The 17,466-nt window shown below is 35.6% G+C and carries 14 protein-coding genes; 12 read left to right on the top strand and 2 right to left on the bottom strand.

Annotated elements, in window-relative coordinates:
• From PHP31_08470 to PHP31_08415, 12 genes are all read left to right on the top strand, one after another.
• On the top strand, positions 1 to 1,009 hold a 1,009-nt coding region (locus PHP31_08470; GenBank protein ID MDD3739309.1), incomplete at its 5' end, for an L-erythro-3,5-diaminohexanoate dehydrogenase.
• Between the two features lie 88 nt (positions 1,010 to 1,097).
• Positions 1,098 to 2,342, top strand: a complete 1,245-nt coding sequence (gene ablA / locus PHP31_08465) for a lysine 2,3-aminomutase (GenBank protein MDD3739308.1) — start codon at positions 1,098 to 1,100, stop codon at positions 2,340 to 2,342.
• 26 nt (positions 2,343 to 2,368) lie between these two features.
• Positions 2,369 to 3,394, top strand: coding sequence for a hypothetical protein (locus PHP31_08460; GenBank protein ID MDD3739307.1), 1,026 nt, complete (start codon positions 2,369 to 2,371; stop codon positions 3,392 to 3,394).
• Positions 3,385 to 4,776 (top strand): hypothetical protein, encoded by a 1,392-nt coding sequence (locus tag PHP31_08455; GenBank protein ID MDD3739306.1) that lies wholly within the window; start codon positions 3,385 to 3,387, stop codon positions 4,774 to 4,776. Before PHP31_08460 ends, PHP31_08455 begins: the two co-directional genes overlap by 10 nt.
• Before the next feature lie 17 nt (positions 4,777 to 4,793).
• Positions 4,794 to 6,356, top strand: a complete 1,563-nt coding sequence (locus PHP31_08450) for a lysine 5,6-aminomutase subunit alpha (protein ID MDD3739305.1) — start codon at positions 4,794 to 4,796, stop codon at positions 6,354 to 6,356.
• Positions 6,357 to 6,381: 25 nt separating this feature from the next.
• The gene (locus tag PHP31_08445) at positions 6,382 to 7,170 is read left to right on the top strand and encodes an OAM dimerization domain-containing protein (protein MDD3739304.1); all 789 of its coding nucleotides are present in this window, start codon (positions 6,382 to 6,384) and stop codon (positions 7,168 to 7,170) included.
• 30 nt (positions 7,171 to 7,200) lie between these two features.
• Positions 7,201 to 9,072: a menaquinone biosynthesis decarboxylase gene (locus PHP31_08440; protein MDD3739303.1), complete on the top strand. Its 1,872-nt coding sequence runs from the start codon at positions 7,201 to 7,203 to the stop codon at positions 9,070 to 9,072.
• A gap of 1,004 nt (positions 9,073 to 10,076) precedes the next feature.
• The gene (gene rocD, locus PHP31_08435) at positions 10,077 to 11,300 is read left to right on the top strand and encodes an ornithine--oxo-acid transaminase (GenBank protein MDD3739302.1); all 1,224 of its coding nucleotides are present in this window, start codon (positions 10,077 to 10,079) and stop codon (positions 11,298 to 11,300) included.
• A gap of 246 nt (positions 11,301 to 11,546) precedes the next feature.
• A complete protein-coding gene (locus PHP31_08430) occupies positions 11,547 to 12,341 on the top strand; it encodes a DNA methyltransferase (protein ID MDD3739301.1) in 795 nt (264 codons plus the stop codon).
• A 1-nt stretch (position 12,342) separates the two neighbouring features.
• A complete protein-coding gene (locus PHP31_08425) occupies positions 12,343 to 13,035 on the top strand; it encodes a hypothetical protein (GenBank protein MDD3739300.1) in 693 nt (230 codons plus the stop codon).
• A gap of 1 nt (position 13,036) precedes the next feature.
• Positions 13,037 to 14,164, top strand: a complete 1,128-nt coding sequence (locus PHP31_08420) for a hypothetical protein (GenBank protein MDD3739299.1) — start codon at positions 13,037 to 13,039, stop codon at positions 14,162 to 14,164.
• Positions 14,165 to 14,166: 2 nt separating this feature from the next.
• Positions 14,167 to 15,165 carry a DNA adenine methylase gene (locus PHP31_08415; protein ID MDD3739298.1) on the top strand — a complete coding sequence of 333 codons (999 nt, stop codon included), beginning with the start codon at positions 14,167 to 14,169 and terminating at the stop codon, positions 15,163 to 15,165.
• Between the two features lie 215 nt (positions 15,166 to 15,380).
• Here the strand turns inward: PHP31_08415 and PHP31_08410 are convergent, their stop codons facing one another.
• Both PHP31_08410 and PHP31_08405 read right to left on the bottom strand, forming a co-directional pair.
• Positions 15,381 to 15,992: a superoxide dismutase gene (locus PHP31_08410; GenBank protein ID MDD3739297.1), complete on the bottom strand. Its 612-nt coding sequence runs from the start codon at positions 15,990 to 15,992 to the stop codon at positions 15,381 to 15,383.
• Between the two features lie 90 nt (positions 15,993 to 16,082).
• A complete protein-coding gene (locus PHP31_08405) occupies positions 16,083 to 17,390 on the bottom strand; it encodes a bifunctional folylpolyglutamate synthase/dihydrofolate synthase (protein ID MDD3739296.1) in 1,308 nt (435 codons plus the stop codon).
• Positions 17,391 to 17,466: the final 76 nt, after the last annotated feature.

Here is a 17,466-nt window from a genome sequence, read left to right as displayed (position 1 = left end):
CGTAATCGAACCAAAAGGAGTATTGCCACAACCGGCTAATAAGTTAGATAACAACATGGATATTTTGTACGACAACGAAATTCTTATCGACGTGCAAACCCTTAATGTTGACTCTGCATCGTTTACCGACATCAAAGCCAGAGCTAACAACGACCCAAAAAGAATAGCCGAAATAATGATGGAAATTGTTGAAAAACAAGGTAAGCACCGCAATCCATGGACAGGCTCGGGTGGAATGCTACTTGGAACAGTTGAAAAAATAGGTTCTGCACTTGAAGGTAAAATAGATTTAAAACCTGGCGACAAAATAGCTACACTCGTTTCATTGTCGCTTACTCCTTTGCGTATCGATAAAATTAAAGAAATCCGTCCCGACATTGACCAAGTTGATATAGACGGAAAAGCTATTTTATTTGAAAGCGGAATTTACGCAAAAATACCTGCCGATATGCCGGAAACATTAGCTCTATCGGCATTAGACGTTGCCGGAGCACCTGCACAAACTGCCAAATTAGTTAAACCCGGCGATACAGTGATTATCATCGGAGCAGGCGGAAAATCAGGTATGCTTTGCTGCTACGAAGCAAAAAAACGTGCCGGAGTTACAGGTAAAGTTATTGGAATTACACACAGCGAAAGAAGTACTAAGCGCCTAGAAGGACTTGAACTTTGCGACCATGTTTTCCCAGCCGATGCAACAAATCCGGTTCCTATTATCGAGAAAATTGAAGAGCTTACAAACGGCGAAATGGCCGATGTTACCATCAACAACGTTAACATCCCCGATACGGAAATGACAAGTATTCTTTGTACCAAAGATAGCGGACTTGTTTATTTCTTCTCAATGGCTACAAGCTTCACAAAAGCTGCATTAGGAGCCGAAGGTGTTGGTAGCGACGTTACTATGATTGTCGGTAACGGATATACCAAAGGACACGCCGAAATTACGCTTCAAATTCTTAGAGAATCGGAAAAAATAAGAAATATATTTCAAGAGTTATACGCTTAATAATTCTTGATGAACTAACATATTCTCGCACATTGGACTTACCTTATGAGTATGTCCAATGTGTTTAAAAATCAGATAAAACACTACAATGAACACAAAATCGAACAAACAAAGAATGTTTCCCGAAGTTTCGGAACAAGATTGGAACGACTGGAAATGGCAAGTTCGCAATAGAATAGAAACTTTTGACGAGCTTGTGAAATATGTCCCTCTTACAAAAACTGAAGAAGAAGGGGTAAAAAAATCATTAGAAACACTACGTATGGCTATTACGCCTTACTATCTGAGTTTAATAAATACCGACGATCCTAATGATCCCGTTCGTAAGCAAGCTATTCCTTCGGGATTGGAAACGCACATAAGTGCTGCCGACCTTAACGACCCTCTGCACGAAGATGAAGATGCGCCGGTTCCTGGGTTAACGCACAGATACCCCGACAGAGTTTTGTTTCTGATAACAGATATGTGTTCAATGTACTGCCGACACTGCACCAGAAGACGTTTTGCAGGTCAGACCGACAAAGCATCGCCGGCTGAGAGAATACAAGCAGGCATAGACTATATAGCTCGCACACCGCAAGTTAGAGATGTGCTACTTTCCGGAGGAGATGCGCTTATGGTTAGTGATAATATGCTAGAATCTATAATTCAACGACTTAGAGAAATACCTCACGTAGAAATTATTCGTATTGGTACTCGCGTTCCGGTTGTTTGTCCGCAACGTATTACCGACGACTTAGTAAACATGCTTAAAAAGTATCACCCAATATGGTTGAACACTCACTTTAATCATCCTAACGAAATTACACCCGAATCGAAATTGGCTTGCGAAAAACTTGCCGATGCCGGAATTCCGCTAGGTAACCAATCGGTTTTACTAAGAGGCGTAAACGACTGCCCAAAAATAATGAAAGACCTCGTACAAGGATTGGTCAGAATTAGAGTAAGACCTTACTACATCTACCAATGCGACTTATCGATGGGATTAGAGCATTTCAGAACTCCTGTATCGAAAGGTATAGAAATCATCGAAAACCTACGCGGTCACACCTCCGGATATGCAGTTCCAACCTTTGTAGTTGATGCTCCTGGTGGTGGCGGCAAAATTCCTGTAATGCCTAACTATTTGATATCGCAAAGCCCCGACAAAGTTATTTTACGCAACTTCGAAGGAGTTATTAGTACTTATAGCCAACCTACCGACTATAAAAGCGAAATCTGCAAATGCGATAACGAAGACAGTAATGTTGAAGGTGTTGCCGCTCTTTTTAAAGGCAAACAAATATCGCTTGAACCCGAAAATTTGTCGCGCACCAAAAGAAATAAAAAATAAAAGTAGTTGTAGGTGTTTTTTAGAGTATGTCCTTTGTTGAACAGTTACTTAAATATAATACAGTTTCAATTGCCGGTTTAGAAAAAAATTCCGGAAAAACTACTTGTTTAAATTATATCATAGATAGACTGTACTTCGACCACAATAAAAGGGTAGCTCTAACTTCAATAGGACTAGACGGAGAAAGCGTTGATCAGGTAACGACTACCGCAAAACCTGAAATAAATCTACACAAAGGAATGATATTCGTTACCTCCGAAAAGTTTTATCTGCAAAAAATGTTAGACGCAAAAATACATAACGTAAGCAATCAGCGTTCGTCTATGGGACGTATGGTTACAGCCGAAGCTATGAGCGACGGAAAATGTATTATTGCCGGACCCGATAAAACATCGTGGGTAAAAGAAATAATACAGCAAATAAAATCAATTAATAATATCAACACCGATATTATCTTGATAGATGGTGCTATTTCTCGCTCGTTCCACGCATCACCTGCAATTGCCGAAGCTATTGTTTTGTGTACGGGAGCCGTTATTTCGCCACATATCAATACTATTGTCAGTAAAACCAAACATTGGGTAAATATTGTAAACATTCCTCAATGGGAACACGACTTGCCTGCATACGACACCGAAATCAGCAACACTTGGATTTTTGATAATGAAAAAAATTCGTGGAAAAATCTAAAAATAGAATCGCTTATGCTGATTGACAAGATAAATCATTCCGAATTAGATAAAAGTGATACTATTTTTACAAATGGTGCTATTACCGATAAGATTCTTGAGACTATTATTACACGCAAAAAAGGTAAATTCAAATTAATAGTTGCCGATTTTACCAAGGTTTTTCTGAGCAACAAAACTCTAAACACATTTTTGCGAAACAATAATGAAATTTACGTAGCCAACAAAACCAAACTTGTAGCTATATGTTGTAATCCATATTCTCCCAAAGGGTTTACACTAAACTCCGAAGAGTTGGTTGCGGCACTGTCAAAACAAATTAATTACCCCATAATAGATGTAAAACAAGAGCAATGGAACTAAATTTACATAAGGCATACCAATCTGTTGAAGGGGTTAAGTTCATTATCGACCACCACGAATTTTTGTGTTCGGCGGGTAAAAAGTTCGCACTAAATCAAAAGTTTATCACCAATCCTGATAAAATTAAGGAAGAGCTTGACACCGTTGACCTGTTTTTACATTATCGTAAAGACCCAGAATTTCTGAAAATTTTAAAGAAAATCAAGCTACAAATCCATCAGGTAAATGAAATCAACTATTCTTTAGAACGGCTCAAAGGCAGGGTTACTCTTACCGATATTGATTTTTTTGAAATTAAACGCTTTGCCATTATTGCCAATCAAATTTATAATTTGAGCAAAAATCTTCCCAACTACAAACCGCAATTGGAAGAAAGCAGCGACATTATAAAAGTACTTGACCCAAATAATCTTAATGTTGCCGATTTTTACATCTACGATGAATATAGTCCGGAAATAGCCAAACTAAGGAAACAATTATCCGAAGCAACCGACGAAGAAGCCAAAGCAAAGATTTATTCCGAAATTGTTCAGCTTGAAAACTCAATAAGAGAAGATTTGAGCAGACAACTGTACGAGCATCACGATACCATTAAACAAAATTTTGAAAAAGTTGCTTATACCGATTTCGTTCTTGCAAAATCTAAATATGTTTTGCTTAATGATTTTGTAAGACCTGTTATTTCTGATGACAAGACAGTTTTGGAATCTGTTTATTATCCCCACTTAAAACATATATTAAACAAACAAAATAAAGAGGTTCAACCTGTTTCTGTTAAAATTGAAAACAAACCTACACTTATAACAGGAGCAAATATGGGTGGCAAAACCGTACTACTTAAAACCGTTCAGCTTTGCCAATATTTATTCCAATTTGGATTTTTTATCCCTGCAAAACATGCCGAAATCGTGCCGGTTGAAACGGTTATAAGTAACTTTTCCGACACGCAAAGCATAGAAAAAGGACTTTCATCTTTCGGTGCCGAATTGGTTACCTTCGACAAGGTAATTAAAGCCATAAGAAAGAATAAAAAAGTGCTAATCTTGCTCGACGAACCCGCAAGTACTACAAACCCTATTGAAGGAACCGCACTTGTCAACTCAATAATAAATTTACTAGATAAGTATAAGGCATACAGTATTGTTACAACTCACTTTAGCGGAATTGTTTCAAACTGCATACGACTAAGGGTTGTTGGCTTAAATACCGACGGCAAAGAACCGCAAGATTGTAGCGTCGCCGACCTGAACAAATTTATGGATTATTCATTAATAAAAGACGACGGCGACACACCGCTTGACGCCATTAACATCGCCGAAATACTTAAAATTGACGAAGAGCTGATAAAAAAAGCAAAACAACATATTAAAACAAAAGACTGATATAGAAAGAAATATACATGGAACAAAAAAGCAAATTAGGACTTGATTTCAACAAAGTAGAAGAAGCCAGAAAAGTTGCAAGTAACATTGCCAACTCGGTGCAGGAATTTGTTGAAAACTATACAACCGTAGCTGTAGAAAGAACTCTAGCCCGCCTTATGGGTATTGATGGGATAAACGAAAACGAAGTACCCTACCCTAACGTTATTGTCGATTTTTTGAAAGACAAAAACGTGCTATCACAGGGTTTGCTTTATTATCTTTCAAATGCAATGGTGGCAACATCGTTAACGCCGCAGCAAATAGCCGAAAAAGTTAATACAGGCGAGATTGACATCACACAGTATCCTGCAATTTCTTTTACCGAAAGAGAAAACATACTAAAACCTTACGTAACAAAATCTATAGAAAGGATTACAGAAAAACGTAAAAATAGAGAAAAAACCATTGCAGAAATTGGAGAAGGTGCAATGCCTTACTTGTACGTTATAGTTGCAACCGGCAATATTTACGAAGATACTATACAAGCACAAGCTGCAGCTCGTCAGGGAGCCGATATTATTGCTGTTATCAGAACTACCGGACAAAGCCTATTGGATTATGTTCCTTATGGTGCTACAACCGAAGGCTTTGGCGGAACTTACGCTACTCAGGAAAATTTCCGAATTATGCGTAAAGCCTTAGATGAAGTTGGATACGAAGTTGGCAGATACATAAGACTTTGCAACTATTGTTCCGGACTATGTATGCCCGAAATTGCCGTTATGGGTGCTTTTGAAGGTCTTGACGTTATGCTTAACGATGCCCTGTACGGAATTTTGTTCCGCGATATTAATATGCAACGCACATTGGTTGACCAATATTTTTCGCGAATTATCAACGGATTTGCCGGAATTATTATCAATACCGGTGAAGACAACTACCTTACAACATCAGATGCTTACGAAGAAGCCAGAACTGTTCTTGCAAGCGACCTTATAAATGAGCAATTGGCACTAACAGCTGGTCTTCCCGAAGAACAAATGGGACTTGGACACGCTTTTGAAATGGATCCGGACATTACAAACGGGTTCTTGTACGAGCTTGCACAAGCTCAAATGACAAGAGAAATTTTCCCAAAAGCTCCTCTAAAATACATGCCTCCAACCAAATACATGACAGGCAATATTTTCAAAGGACACGTGCAAAACGCATTGTTTAATCAAATTGCTATATGGACAGGACAAGGTTTGCAACTTTTGGGAATGCTGACCGAAGCTGTACACACGCCTTTTATGAGCGATAGGTATTTATCGATAGAAAATGCTAAATACATATTCAACAACATGAAAGATTTGGGAAGCGATGTTGAATTTAAAGAAAACGGAATTATACAAAAAAGAGCTCATCAAGTACTTGATGAAGCATTGGATTTACTCAAAAAGATTGAACAAGAAGGCTTATTTAACGCTCTTGAAAAAGGTATATTCGCCGATGTAAAACGACCGAAAAACGGTGGCAAAGGTCTTGATGGCGTAGTCCAAAAAGGCAATGCATACTATAATCCGTTTATAGGTTTAATGAACGCAAATTTGAAATAATATAAAATAGAAAGGATAAATTGTTATGAGTGGATGTAGTTTTACAACTGATAATAAACAAGGCAATACTACCCTAGACCTTAAAAAACTTAAACCTTACGGCGATACGATGAACGACGGCAAGGTTCAGCTAAGTTTCACTCTACCAGTTTCGTGCAATGCCGAAGCCGTTGAAGCCGCCAAACAAATTATGAGAGCTATGGGCTTTGATAATCCTATGGTTGTTTATTATAAAGAACTGACGGAAGGATTCACTTTTTTTAATTGTTACGGTAGTTGCACCCACACTATTGATTTCACAAAAATATATGTGCCGAAGGTTGAAACTACAACAATGAGCATGGAAGAGACTAACGAGTATATTAAAGAAAATATCGGAAGAAAAGTTGTTGTTGTTGGCGCCAGCACCGGAACCGACGCTCATACCGTTGGAATTGATGCTATTATGAACATGAAAGGATATGCCGGACACTTCGGCTTGGAACGCTACGAAATGTTTGAAGCTCTTAATATGGGTAGTCAGGTTTTGAACGAAGATTTTATTGCTAAAGCTATAGAACTTAAAGCCGATGCTCTGCTCGTGTCGCAAACGGTAACTCAAAAAGATGTTCACATACAAAATCTGACTGAATTGGTTGAAATGTTGGAAGCAGAAAATCTGAGAGATAAAATAATTTTGATTTGCGGTGGACCTCGTATATCTCACGAACTTGCCAAAGAACTCGGATATGATGCTGGCTTCGGCATGAACACTTACGCCGACGATGTTGCATCTTTTATTGTCGAAGAAATGGTAAAACGTAACATGAAATAATTATTGCCAACCTATTTGGCTTATTACACTATGAAACAAAAATACTACGGAATGCAAAAGTTTGTTCATAATCTTGAACAGATTGATGAAATCGTTAGAGTAAAATCTTTTGTTTCTACCGAATTGGAAATAAGCGAAATAGCCGACCGTATGGTTAAAAACAACGGCAAAGCAATTTTGTTTGAAAATAACGGTTCAAAATTTCCTGTACTTATCAATGCTTTTGCTTCCGACAAAAGACTTTGCGAAGCTTTAAACATCAGCGATATTGATAAACCTGCACGAGAAATCAATAACATTATAGAGAAATTATTTGAACCAAAAAACACCTTAAAAGATAAGCTAAAGCTATTGCCTTTGCTAAACGAACTTAGCAATTTTTTTCCAAAAAAAACTAACAGAAAGGGAATTTGTCAGCAAGTTATAAACCGACAAGCAAACTTAAATGAACTACCAATAATAAAATGTTGGACACACGATGCTGCGCCTTTTATTACATTACCGATTGTTCATACCGTCAACCCCGAAAATAATATTCAAAATGTAGGAATGTACCGTATGCAAGTCCTTTCAGAAAACGAAACAGGTATGCATTGGCATCTGCACAAAAATTCGGCATCTCATTACCAAATCTACAAAAAACAAAACAAGCTGATGCCTGTATCAGTCGTGCTTGGCGGCGACCCAATATATACTTATTGTGCATCGGCTCCTTTGCCCGAAAATATAAACGAATATTTGTTAGCCGGTTTTTTGCGTAAAAAAAAGGTGAAACTTGTAAAGTGTATTACCAACGATATTTACGTACCATACGATGCCGATTTTGTTATTGAAGGTTACGTCGATCCGAATGAAGAATTAGTTTTGGAAGGTCCTTTCGGCGACCATACAGGTTTTTACTCCTTAGCCGATTATTATCCTAAATTTCACGTAACTTGCATAACTCATAAAAAAGATGCGATTTACCCGACAACTATCGTAGGAATACCTCCGCAAGAGGACAAATGGCTTGGTTTGGCTACCGAAAGAATTTTTTTGCCGCTAATTCAGTTTGCAATAGTGCCTGAACTTAAAGATATGCACATGCCTCACGAAGGCGTTTTTCACAATATTGTGTTGGCTAACATTAAAAAATCGTATCCGGGACAAGCTAATAAAGTTATGAATGCATTGTGGGGAGCCGGACAAATGATGTTTAATAAAGCCCTGTTTGTTTTCGACGAAGACGTAAACCTTAAAAACTACTTTGAGTTGCTGAAAATTATTGCTCAAAACGTCAATCCTTTGACTGATATTAGCTTTTCAAACGGTCCTACCGATGTCTTAGACCACGCAAGCACTCAATTTGCATACGGTTCAAAAATCGGATTTGATGCGACTTCTAAAAACAACATTAAAAACACATTCGATGCCGAAGAAACTCTGATGTTTTTAAACAACACAAAACTCACGTACAACAGCAGTTTGCTTAAACTTAATTTTCCTGCACTTATTATAAGTCTTGAAAATAAAATAGAAATATACGATTTGGTAAATAGCATAAACAAAAACATCGAAAATGTAATTCATTACCTAATTATAGTTGATTCGGAAGTTGTAAATATGGATTTTTCTACAATTACTTGGTTAGTTGCAAACAATATTGACCCCGAAAGAGATTGTTATTTTAGTTTCAACGAAAACAACATGCCTCAACTACCTTTAATCATTGACGGAACTTCCAAAAACAGACAAAACAATTTTTTCGACCGAAAATGGCCCAATATTGTAACAATGAATCCCGAAACAATTGCCAATATAGACAACAAATGGGATACCTTAGGATTAGGCGAACTTATTGCTTCTCCATCTTTAAAATACTTACCACTTGTTAAAGGCGATAGTGCCGTAGCATTTGAATGATTTTACTGACTTGTAGCTATTGGGTGTTGAAGTTGGAAGACGGAAGTCCGAAGTTCTGAGTTAGGAGTGAACCATAATTTTCAGGACAATACTCGGAACTTGTACCACGCAACATTCCGAAACTTTTGGACTAAAAGCAATCAACGTAAGCCGTATAACGGCGTACCATTTGTAATAACATAACAATAAACATAAGATAGGTGCGTAGCACCGAACCATTTAACTATGTCAGTTTAATTCCTGTAAGCTTGTGATACTAAGCCTACCTAAGTACCGTAGTACCGAAAATGCTCATTCCCCAAAATATGGTTTCTATTGGATTTTAAAGACTTTAGATAGATGGTTATGTTTCAATCTTTCTTTATGTTCTTTTGTGTTATTTCGTTCCGTATTAATTTTAAAGGTACTCAATGCTCTCGTACCGTTTATACGGTACTCGGGTGACACAAAAGAACCAAAAAGTCAAGGCTGACATTTCTTTTCTGAATTGCGTTCTCATAAATCCTAAGTTCGTGCGGGTGATTTCCGAGCAAGCTCGGAACTTCCCGTTCTCACTAAGGATTCATTTCGAACTACATTCAGAAGAAATGTATGCCATCCTTTTAAAAGCACGTTTGTTGGCTATTGCTTTTTCTTACTGTAACAAACAATCTAAACGAAAAGAGTGAAGTACGTTCATTGCAAAAACAGTTTAACAAAATCGCAGATACGCCCTCGCCCATCAGTAACAAACAAGCGATAGCAAATTCTAAATTCTAATTTCTAACTTCTGATTTCTAATTTTAGATACTAAAAGCCAAAGGATTCCCATCACTGACCACCAACCACTGCCAACGGCTAAGAGCCAAAAGCTAACGGCTATCAATGTAAACCGCAGAACAGCTTCCTTTTCATAGTTTTATCTAACCACAATGAAAATATTTGTAAAAATCCCTGCCATTACAATATTTATATTTAACTTTGCCGTAGTTTTAAAAAAAGAATTAATTATTATGATAAATGAAATGTTAAAAGGGCTTACCTCAGCCAAAGCTATGGAATTAGAGGAAAAATACGGAGCACACAATTACCACCCAATACCTGTGGTTATAGCCAAAGGTAAAGGTGCATTGGTTTGGGATGTGGAAGGAAAACAGTATTACGACTTTTTGTCTGCCTATTCTGCAGTCAATCAAGGGCATTGTCATCCCAAAATTGTGGAAGCTATGGTTGAACAAGCTAATACCCTAACGCTTACGTCAAGAGCTTTTTACAGCAATATGTTGGGTATATACGAAAAATATATTACCGAATATTTTGGATACGATAAAGTTTTACCAATGAACTCGGGAGCCGAAGCCGACGAAACAGCTCTTAAACTTTGTCGTAAGTGGGCATATAAGGTTAAAGGCATAGAACAAAACCAAGCTAAAATTATTTGCTGTATAGAGAACTTCCATGGTCGTACCATTACAATGGTTTCCATGTCAACCGACCCTGTAGCTTATTCCGATTACGGTCCATATACACCAGGATTTGTAAAAATACCTTTCAACGATTTGGAAGCATTGGAAAAAGAACTTCAAGACCCGAATGTTGCAGGTTTTATTGTTGAGCCTATTCAAGGCGAGGCCGGTGTTTTTGTTCCTGATGATGGCTATTTGAAAAAAGCATACGAGTTATGTAAGAAATACAACGTATTGTTTATAGCCGACGAAGTGCAAACAGGTTTGGCTCGTACGGGTAAATTATTAGCCTGCGACCACGAAAATGTTCGTCCCGACATATTGGTTTTAGGAAAAGCTCTTAGCGGCGGCGCTATGCCTATTTCGGCAGTTTTAGCCGACGATGAAATTATGCTTACAATACAACCCGGCGAACACGGCTCAACCTACGGTGGAAATCCGCTTGCAGCCAAAGTTGCTATTGCTGCTTTACAAGTTCTTAAAAACGAAAAACTTGCCGAAAGAGCAGAATATTTAGGCGAAATTTTTAGAAGCGAAATGCGTAAAATTGACAGCGAAATGATTGAAACCGTTAGAGGTAGAGGAATGCTTAACGCTGTAGTTATTAAGCCTAAAAACGGTAAAGAAGCATGGGACGTTTGTATTAAAATGAAAGAGTTGGGAGTATTGGCTAAGCCTACTCACGGCGATATTATTCGCTTTGCTCCACCTTTGGTTATTACTGAAGAACAACTCAGAGACGCTATAAGTATTATTAAAACAGCTATTCTTTCATTTGAATAGTTGTATATTTGTTTTCATAATTACGCAAAAAAGCTACCGAGTTCGGTAGCTTTTTCCTTATCACCTTTTACGTGATCATAAATCATTGCAAAAAATCATCAAATAAGATTTTGTTGCCTAAATCATAATAGATTTTCTAAGAAATTATTTTTTATATTCATAGTATAGTGCAGTTTTATATGAAATTTTAATGTACCTTTGCTGGACAAAGTGTGTTGGTCTTAATTTTTCAAACAAGATATATTTATGAAATATAACGATTTAGACTTGAAAAATTGGAAAGAGTTAGATATTAATACTGACAGTCTTTGGTTAATAAATGAGAGAGATAAGTCAGGAAAACATGCTAACATCTATCACGGTAATTTTATTCCGCAGATACCTTATCAACTAATTAGACGATACACGAAAAAAAATGAAATTGTACTTGATAGTTTTTTGGGAAGTGGTACTACGTTGTACGAATGTGAAAAGTTAAATCGAGGTTTTGTGGGTGTTGATATCAACACAGAAATAATTAATTACGTCAAAACTCAAATGGAAAATTCCGACGAATCAACCTTTAAACTTGTGAAATGCGATACAACCAATAAAGAAAAATTTAAAGAAAAAGTTGAAAATGCTTTAAGTGAATTAAGGCAAAAAAGTGTGCAGTTTGCAATAATGCACCCTCCATATATGGATATTATTAAATTCACTGACAAAAAAGAAGACTTATCTCGAATAAATGATTTGGAAACATATATAGCAACTTTCAATAAAGCTGTTGCAAATACTATTTCTTTCTTGGATAAAAATCGTTATTTTGCAATCGTTTTAGGTGATGTATATAAAAACAGCGAAGTAGTACCTTTGGCTTTTTACGTTTTAGATAATATAAAACAAACTTTTAAAGTTAAGTTAAAAGGAATAATAGTAAAAAATATTGAAGGAAATCGTGGAAAAATAGGTGTAGGCGGAATTTGGAAATATAGAGCTTTAAAAAGTGATTATTTTATTTTTAAACATGAGTATATTTTAATTTTTAAAAAAGAATTTTAATATGGCAAAAAAAACAAAAACAGAACTTTTTATTGAACTCGCTAAGCCAGACGAAAAAGGTGTAAGTAGATGGGTATATGTTTCCGAATTTGTGGATAAATATAAATCATTACAGCTTGGCAATGGAGGAAGTTGGTGTCGAAAAAGTTCTACGTTAGCTCGAAAATATAATGTTGAATTTGAAAAGGGACTAACAAAAGGTAATACAATAGATGCTATCCGTCTAAATGGATTTAATGAAGAACCTGTTTTTAATCAGTATATTAGAAAAGATATCAAAGACTATTATAGTGAGAAAAAATGTGTAATGCTTGGAATTAAAGGCACTTCTGAGAATACAAGAATTGAAATTGACCATAAAAATGGAAGGAAAGATTGTCATAGAGTGTCAAATACAAAATTACAGAAACTGTCTGACTTTCAGCCACTAAGTAAAGCTGCAAACGATGCTAAACGACAAATATGTAAGGAGTGTAAAAAAACTGACAAACGCTGGAGTGCTAGAAATATCTTAGGTAATCCCTTTGATTTTTATGAAGGAGATGAAAATTATTCGGAAGACTTAGGATGTGTCGGTTGTTACCAGTATGACCCTGTAGAATATAGAAAATCAAGCGTAAAAAAAGTAAGTACTATGGCTGCTGAGGAAGCTGTAGAAAGTGTATTTAAAAAACTTTATCCTGAAGAAGAATGATATGGCTACAACACACGTATTTATAGTAGATTCCACAACATTCAAGTATCATCTTGAATATATGTTTGCTGGAACAGGAGCTAAAAACAATGTTATTGATTTTAATAACAAGCCAGAAAGTAAATTGCATCACGCAACAGAAAAGAATCTTTTGGGTATGATTGCAGATAGTCAGAGAGTTAGAGTTGGGGATTTAGTAATTTTCTATTTACAGCAAAATTATGGCGAAGGAAGAAAAGAAGGTAAATTTTACGGTGTTTTTGAAGTAGCAAATAGTTCTTTTTTAGATAATAATAATGGAAGTCAGTATTTGAAATCTGAATTAAAAAAATCTCTGACTTTTAGAACAATTATTAAACCATATCAAGTCTATTCTGAAGGTGTTACTGAATGGGAAGCTCTTGATGAAATAAAAAACATCAATTCCCCAAATCAAATGCTTTGGAGTTTGATATATAGAAAACTCAAAGGCAATAGGGGTAATACTATGGTTGCTATTTATGAAAGTGAAAGATTGGTTAAGTTAATACGTGATAAAAATAGGCAAAAGACTCTAAATGGTAACAATTTTTCTTTTGATGCGAAAACTCAAAAAATAACAACTAAAATAGGACACAATGTTTATGAAGGGAGAAAAGTTTCCATAAATATTTTACCAAGGTTGATAGAAAAATATTGTAAAAACAAACAGTTCGAAACACACCTTCAGGCATATATTTTACAGAATTTAGAAAAATTATCTTTTTTGAAAGATGAAAAGATTGAATGGATTGCTAATGAGGTTTCATGTGGTGTTGGGATGCAAAGGATCGATATAATGCTTTCAATCAAAGGTAAAAACAGAAAGTTAATACCAATAGAATTGAAATCTACTGAGGCTAATTGTTATATAACGCAACAATTACAAAGGTATATTGATTGGATTGAACAATACTATATACCTAACAGACCTTCAGATATAGAGCCTATGGTTATAGCAAGAAAAATAAAAAATAAGTCTACACAATCAGATTTGCTAAATGCTTTTAGAAATTTTTCTAAAGAAAATAATATATTAAAACTACGTTACATAGAGTTTTCAATTGATTGTGAGGATAAAGAAATATATTTTAAAGAAATAAAGTATTAAAAATGAATTATATAGGCTCAAAATATAAACTTTCTAAATTTATAGTTTCCACAATAGAATCTGTTGTTGGTAAAGATTTATCTGATAAAGTTTTTTGTGATATCTTTGCAGGCACTGGAATTGTTGCTCGCACATTTAAAAATAAAGTAAAAAAGGTTATTGCTAATGATTTTGAGTATTATAGTTATGTATTGAATAAAAATTACATAGAAAATCACCAAGAAATACCAAACAGAGAATATTATTTAAGCTTCTTAGATAATTTAAGTCCTAAAGAAGGATTTATATACAACCATTATTGTGCAGGGAGTGGTAGTGGAAGACAATATTTTTCAGATGAAAATGGAATGAAAATAGATGCTGTAAGACAGCAAATTAAAGAATGGCGAGACAATAAAGAAATAGATGACAGTTTATACTATTTCTTGCTTGCAAGCCTACTTGAAAGTGCTGATAAAGTTGCAAATACAGCATCTGTATATGGAGCTTTTCTAAAACATTTAAAAAAAACTGCACAAAAAAGATTAATTCTTGAACCTGCTGAGTATAGTCTTAACGATAATGAACACGAAGTATTCAATAAAGATAGCAATTTGCTAATTAAAGAAATAGAAGGCGACATTTTGTACCTAGATCCTCCATATAACACTCGTCAATATGGGGCTAATTATCATATTCTAAATACAATAGCAAAATACGATTCGTTTACACCTAAAGGTAAAACAGGTTTACGCACTTATAAAAAATCACAATATTGCAGTAAAGCTACTGTTCGAAACAGTTTTGAAGAACTTATCAAACAAGCACAATTCAAATACATATTTCTTAGTTACAATAATGAAGGGTTAATGTCTATAGAAGATATAAAAAACACTATGTCTAAATATGGAAAATACGGCTTGGTGCTAACTGATTATCAACGGTTTAGAGCAGACAGAGAAGAGAATAGAAACCACTATGCAAGCAAAACGCAGGAGTTTATTCATATTTTAGAAAAATAAAATAAATCTTTTTTTGGAAAAATTCCTAGTTATAAAATTTTTTTTTAAATTTTCGCAACACTCACATTAGTTTTTGCACTAACAATGTTTATTGACTAGTTTCTTTAATATTAGTGTTGCAAAAAATAAGGAGCTATCTATATTATTAGAATAGCTCCTTTTATCACCACAACAATTAAATACAATGTTAAAAAACACTGCTAATTATAAGTTTATTATTTTACAATCTCTTCGTATCTCTTGGCTACTTTTTCCCAATCAACTACATTCCAAAACTCTTTAATAAAGTCGGGACGACGATTTTGGTACTTCAAATAGTAAGCATGCTCCCACACGTCAATTGTAAGGATTGGTTGACCTTGGCATTCTGCCGTATCCCAAAGTGGATTTTCTTGATTTCCGGTAGAACTTACAGATAATGTATTATCGGGTTTAACCGAAAGCCATGCCCAACCGCTACCAAAACGTGTTGCAGCTGCATTTTCAAACAAGGTTTTGAACTCTTCAAAACTTCCAAATTGCTTGTTAATGGCTTCTAATAACTTTCCTTTAGGCTCGCCACCGCCATTTTCGCCTACACAATTCCAATATAGTTCGTGGTTATAGTATCCGCCGCCGTTGTTTCTAACAGCTGCCGGAACTTTGCTGGCTTGCTTAAAAATTTCTTCTATTGGCAAACCATTAAATTCGGTTTTGCTAACAGCGTCAACAAATTTATCGTAATAGCCTTTATGATGCTTGGAATAGTGTATCTCCATTGTTCTTGCATCTAAATAAGGCTCAAGAGCGTCGTATGCGAATGGTAATTCTTTAAATTTATAGTTCATAATTGTAGATTTTTTAAAGGTTAATTTATATATATACGTATTTGTATATGACAAAAATTTTGCCAATATGCAATTATATGAAAAATTGTCTTAAATAATTTCTGCAACGACAAAAACACTGCCTGTTACTAATACCACATCTGTAATATTGGCAGACTGTATGGCTTTTTGTAGAGCCACGCTGCAAGATGAAAAAGTTTCGCCAAATAAATTATAAGCTTGTGCTTGTTGTTTCAGCAAATTAGCATCTAAACCACGTGGCACATCGGCTTTGCAAAAGTAGTATTCGGCTTCTTTCGGTAAAAGACCAAGCATTCCGCTGATATCTTTATCGTTTGCCATGCCTAAAACTATATGTAATTTTTCGTAATTGTAGCTTTTGAGTTGTTCAACTACTTGCGTAATACCGTTTATATTATGAGCAACATCAGCGATGACGGTTGGTTGTGTTTGCATAATCTGCCATCTGCCAAACAAAGGAACATTTTTGTTGCAATTATTAATTCCTTTTACAACGGTTGCATCTTCGATATTTATAATGTTGTTTTGCTGCAAAGCGTAGACAATAGACAAAACAGTTTTAATATTGCTTATTTGGTAAGTCCCAATTAAAGGCGATTCTACTTCAAACCCCTTATTGGTCTCGGTGTTGACAAGTTTTACCTGAAGTCGCCTTCTGTCTTCATCACTAATTAAGTTATGGTATTTTTCTTTGAAAAGTATTTCCGAATTATACAACTTAGAGTTTTGTTGATTTGCCTTTCGGCTGATAACATCAAAAGCTTCATCTTCGGGACTTCCAACAACGATAGGAATGTTTTCTTTTATTATTCCTGCCTTTTCGGCAGCAATTAAGCTTACTGTATCGCCTAAAAACTGTGTGTGGTCTAATCCGACGTTGGTAATGCAAGTAATTACAGGATTAACGGTGTTTGTTGAATCTAACCTGCCACCCATACCTGTTTCAAAGACTGCAATATCGACTTTTTGCTCGTAAAAATACCAAGTCGCTAAGGCAAAAGTCCATTCAAAAAACGATGGCTTTATAGAGCTGAATATTTGCATGTTTTGCTCGACAAACTCCACGACTTTGTCTTCGCTTATGGGTTTGCCGTTGATTTTTATTCGCTCGGTAAAATCCTTAAAATGCGGCGATGTAAAAAGTCCGACCTTAAAACCGTTTTCTTGTAGAACAGAAGCTGTAAAATGCGAAACCGAACCTTTGCCATTTGTACCAGCAATATGCACCGCAGGATATTTGGTTTGCAAATTGCCCAAAATATTATTCAAGCTGATGGTTGTGCTTAAATCGGCTTTGTACGCTGCAGCACCAATGCGCTGAAACATCGGCAACTGCGTAAATAAAAAATCTACTACTTCTGAATATGTTTTTGCCACTTTCGTCTTACTTAAAAAAATGAGTTTGGTTGATTGCCAAGTTTAATCCGTAATTGAAGTCGAACCTGTTTTGCAA

The sequence above is a fragment of the Lentimicrobiaceae bacterium genome (assembly GCA_028697555.1).
GTDB lineage: Bacteria > Bacteroidota > Bacteroidia > Bacteroidales > UBA4417 > UBA4417.
The sequence above is the reverse complement of the archived record's forward strand: the minus strand, read 5'-3'. Positions and strand labels throughout refer to the sequence as shown.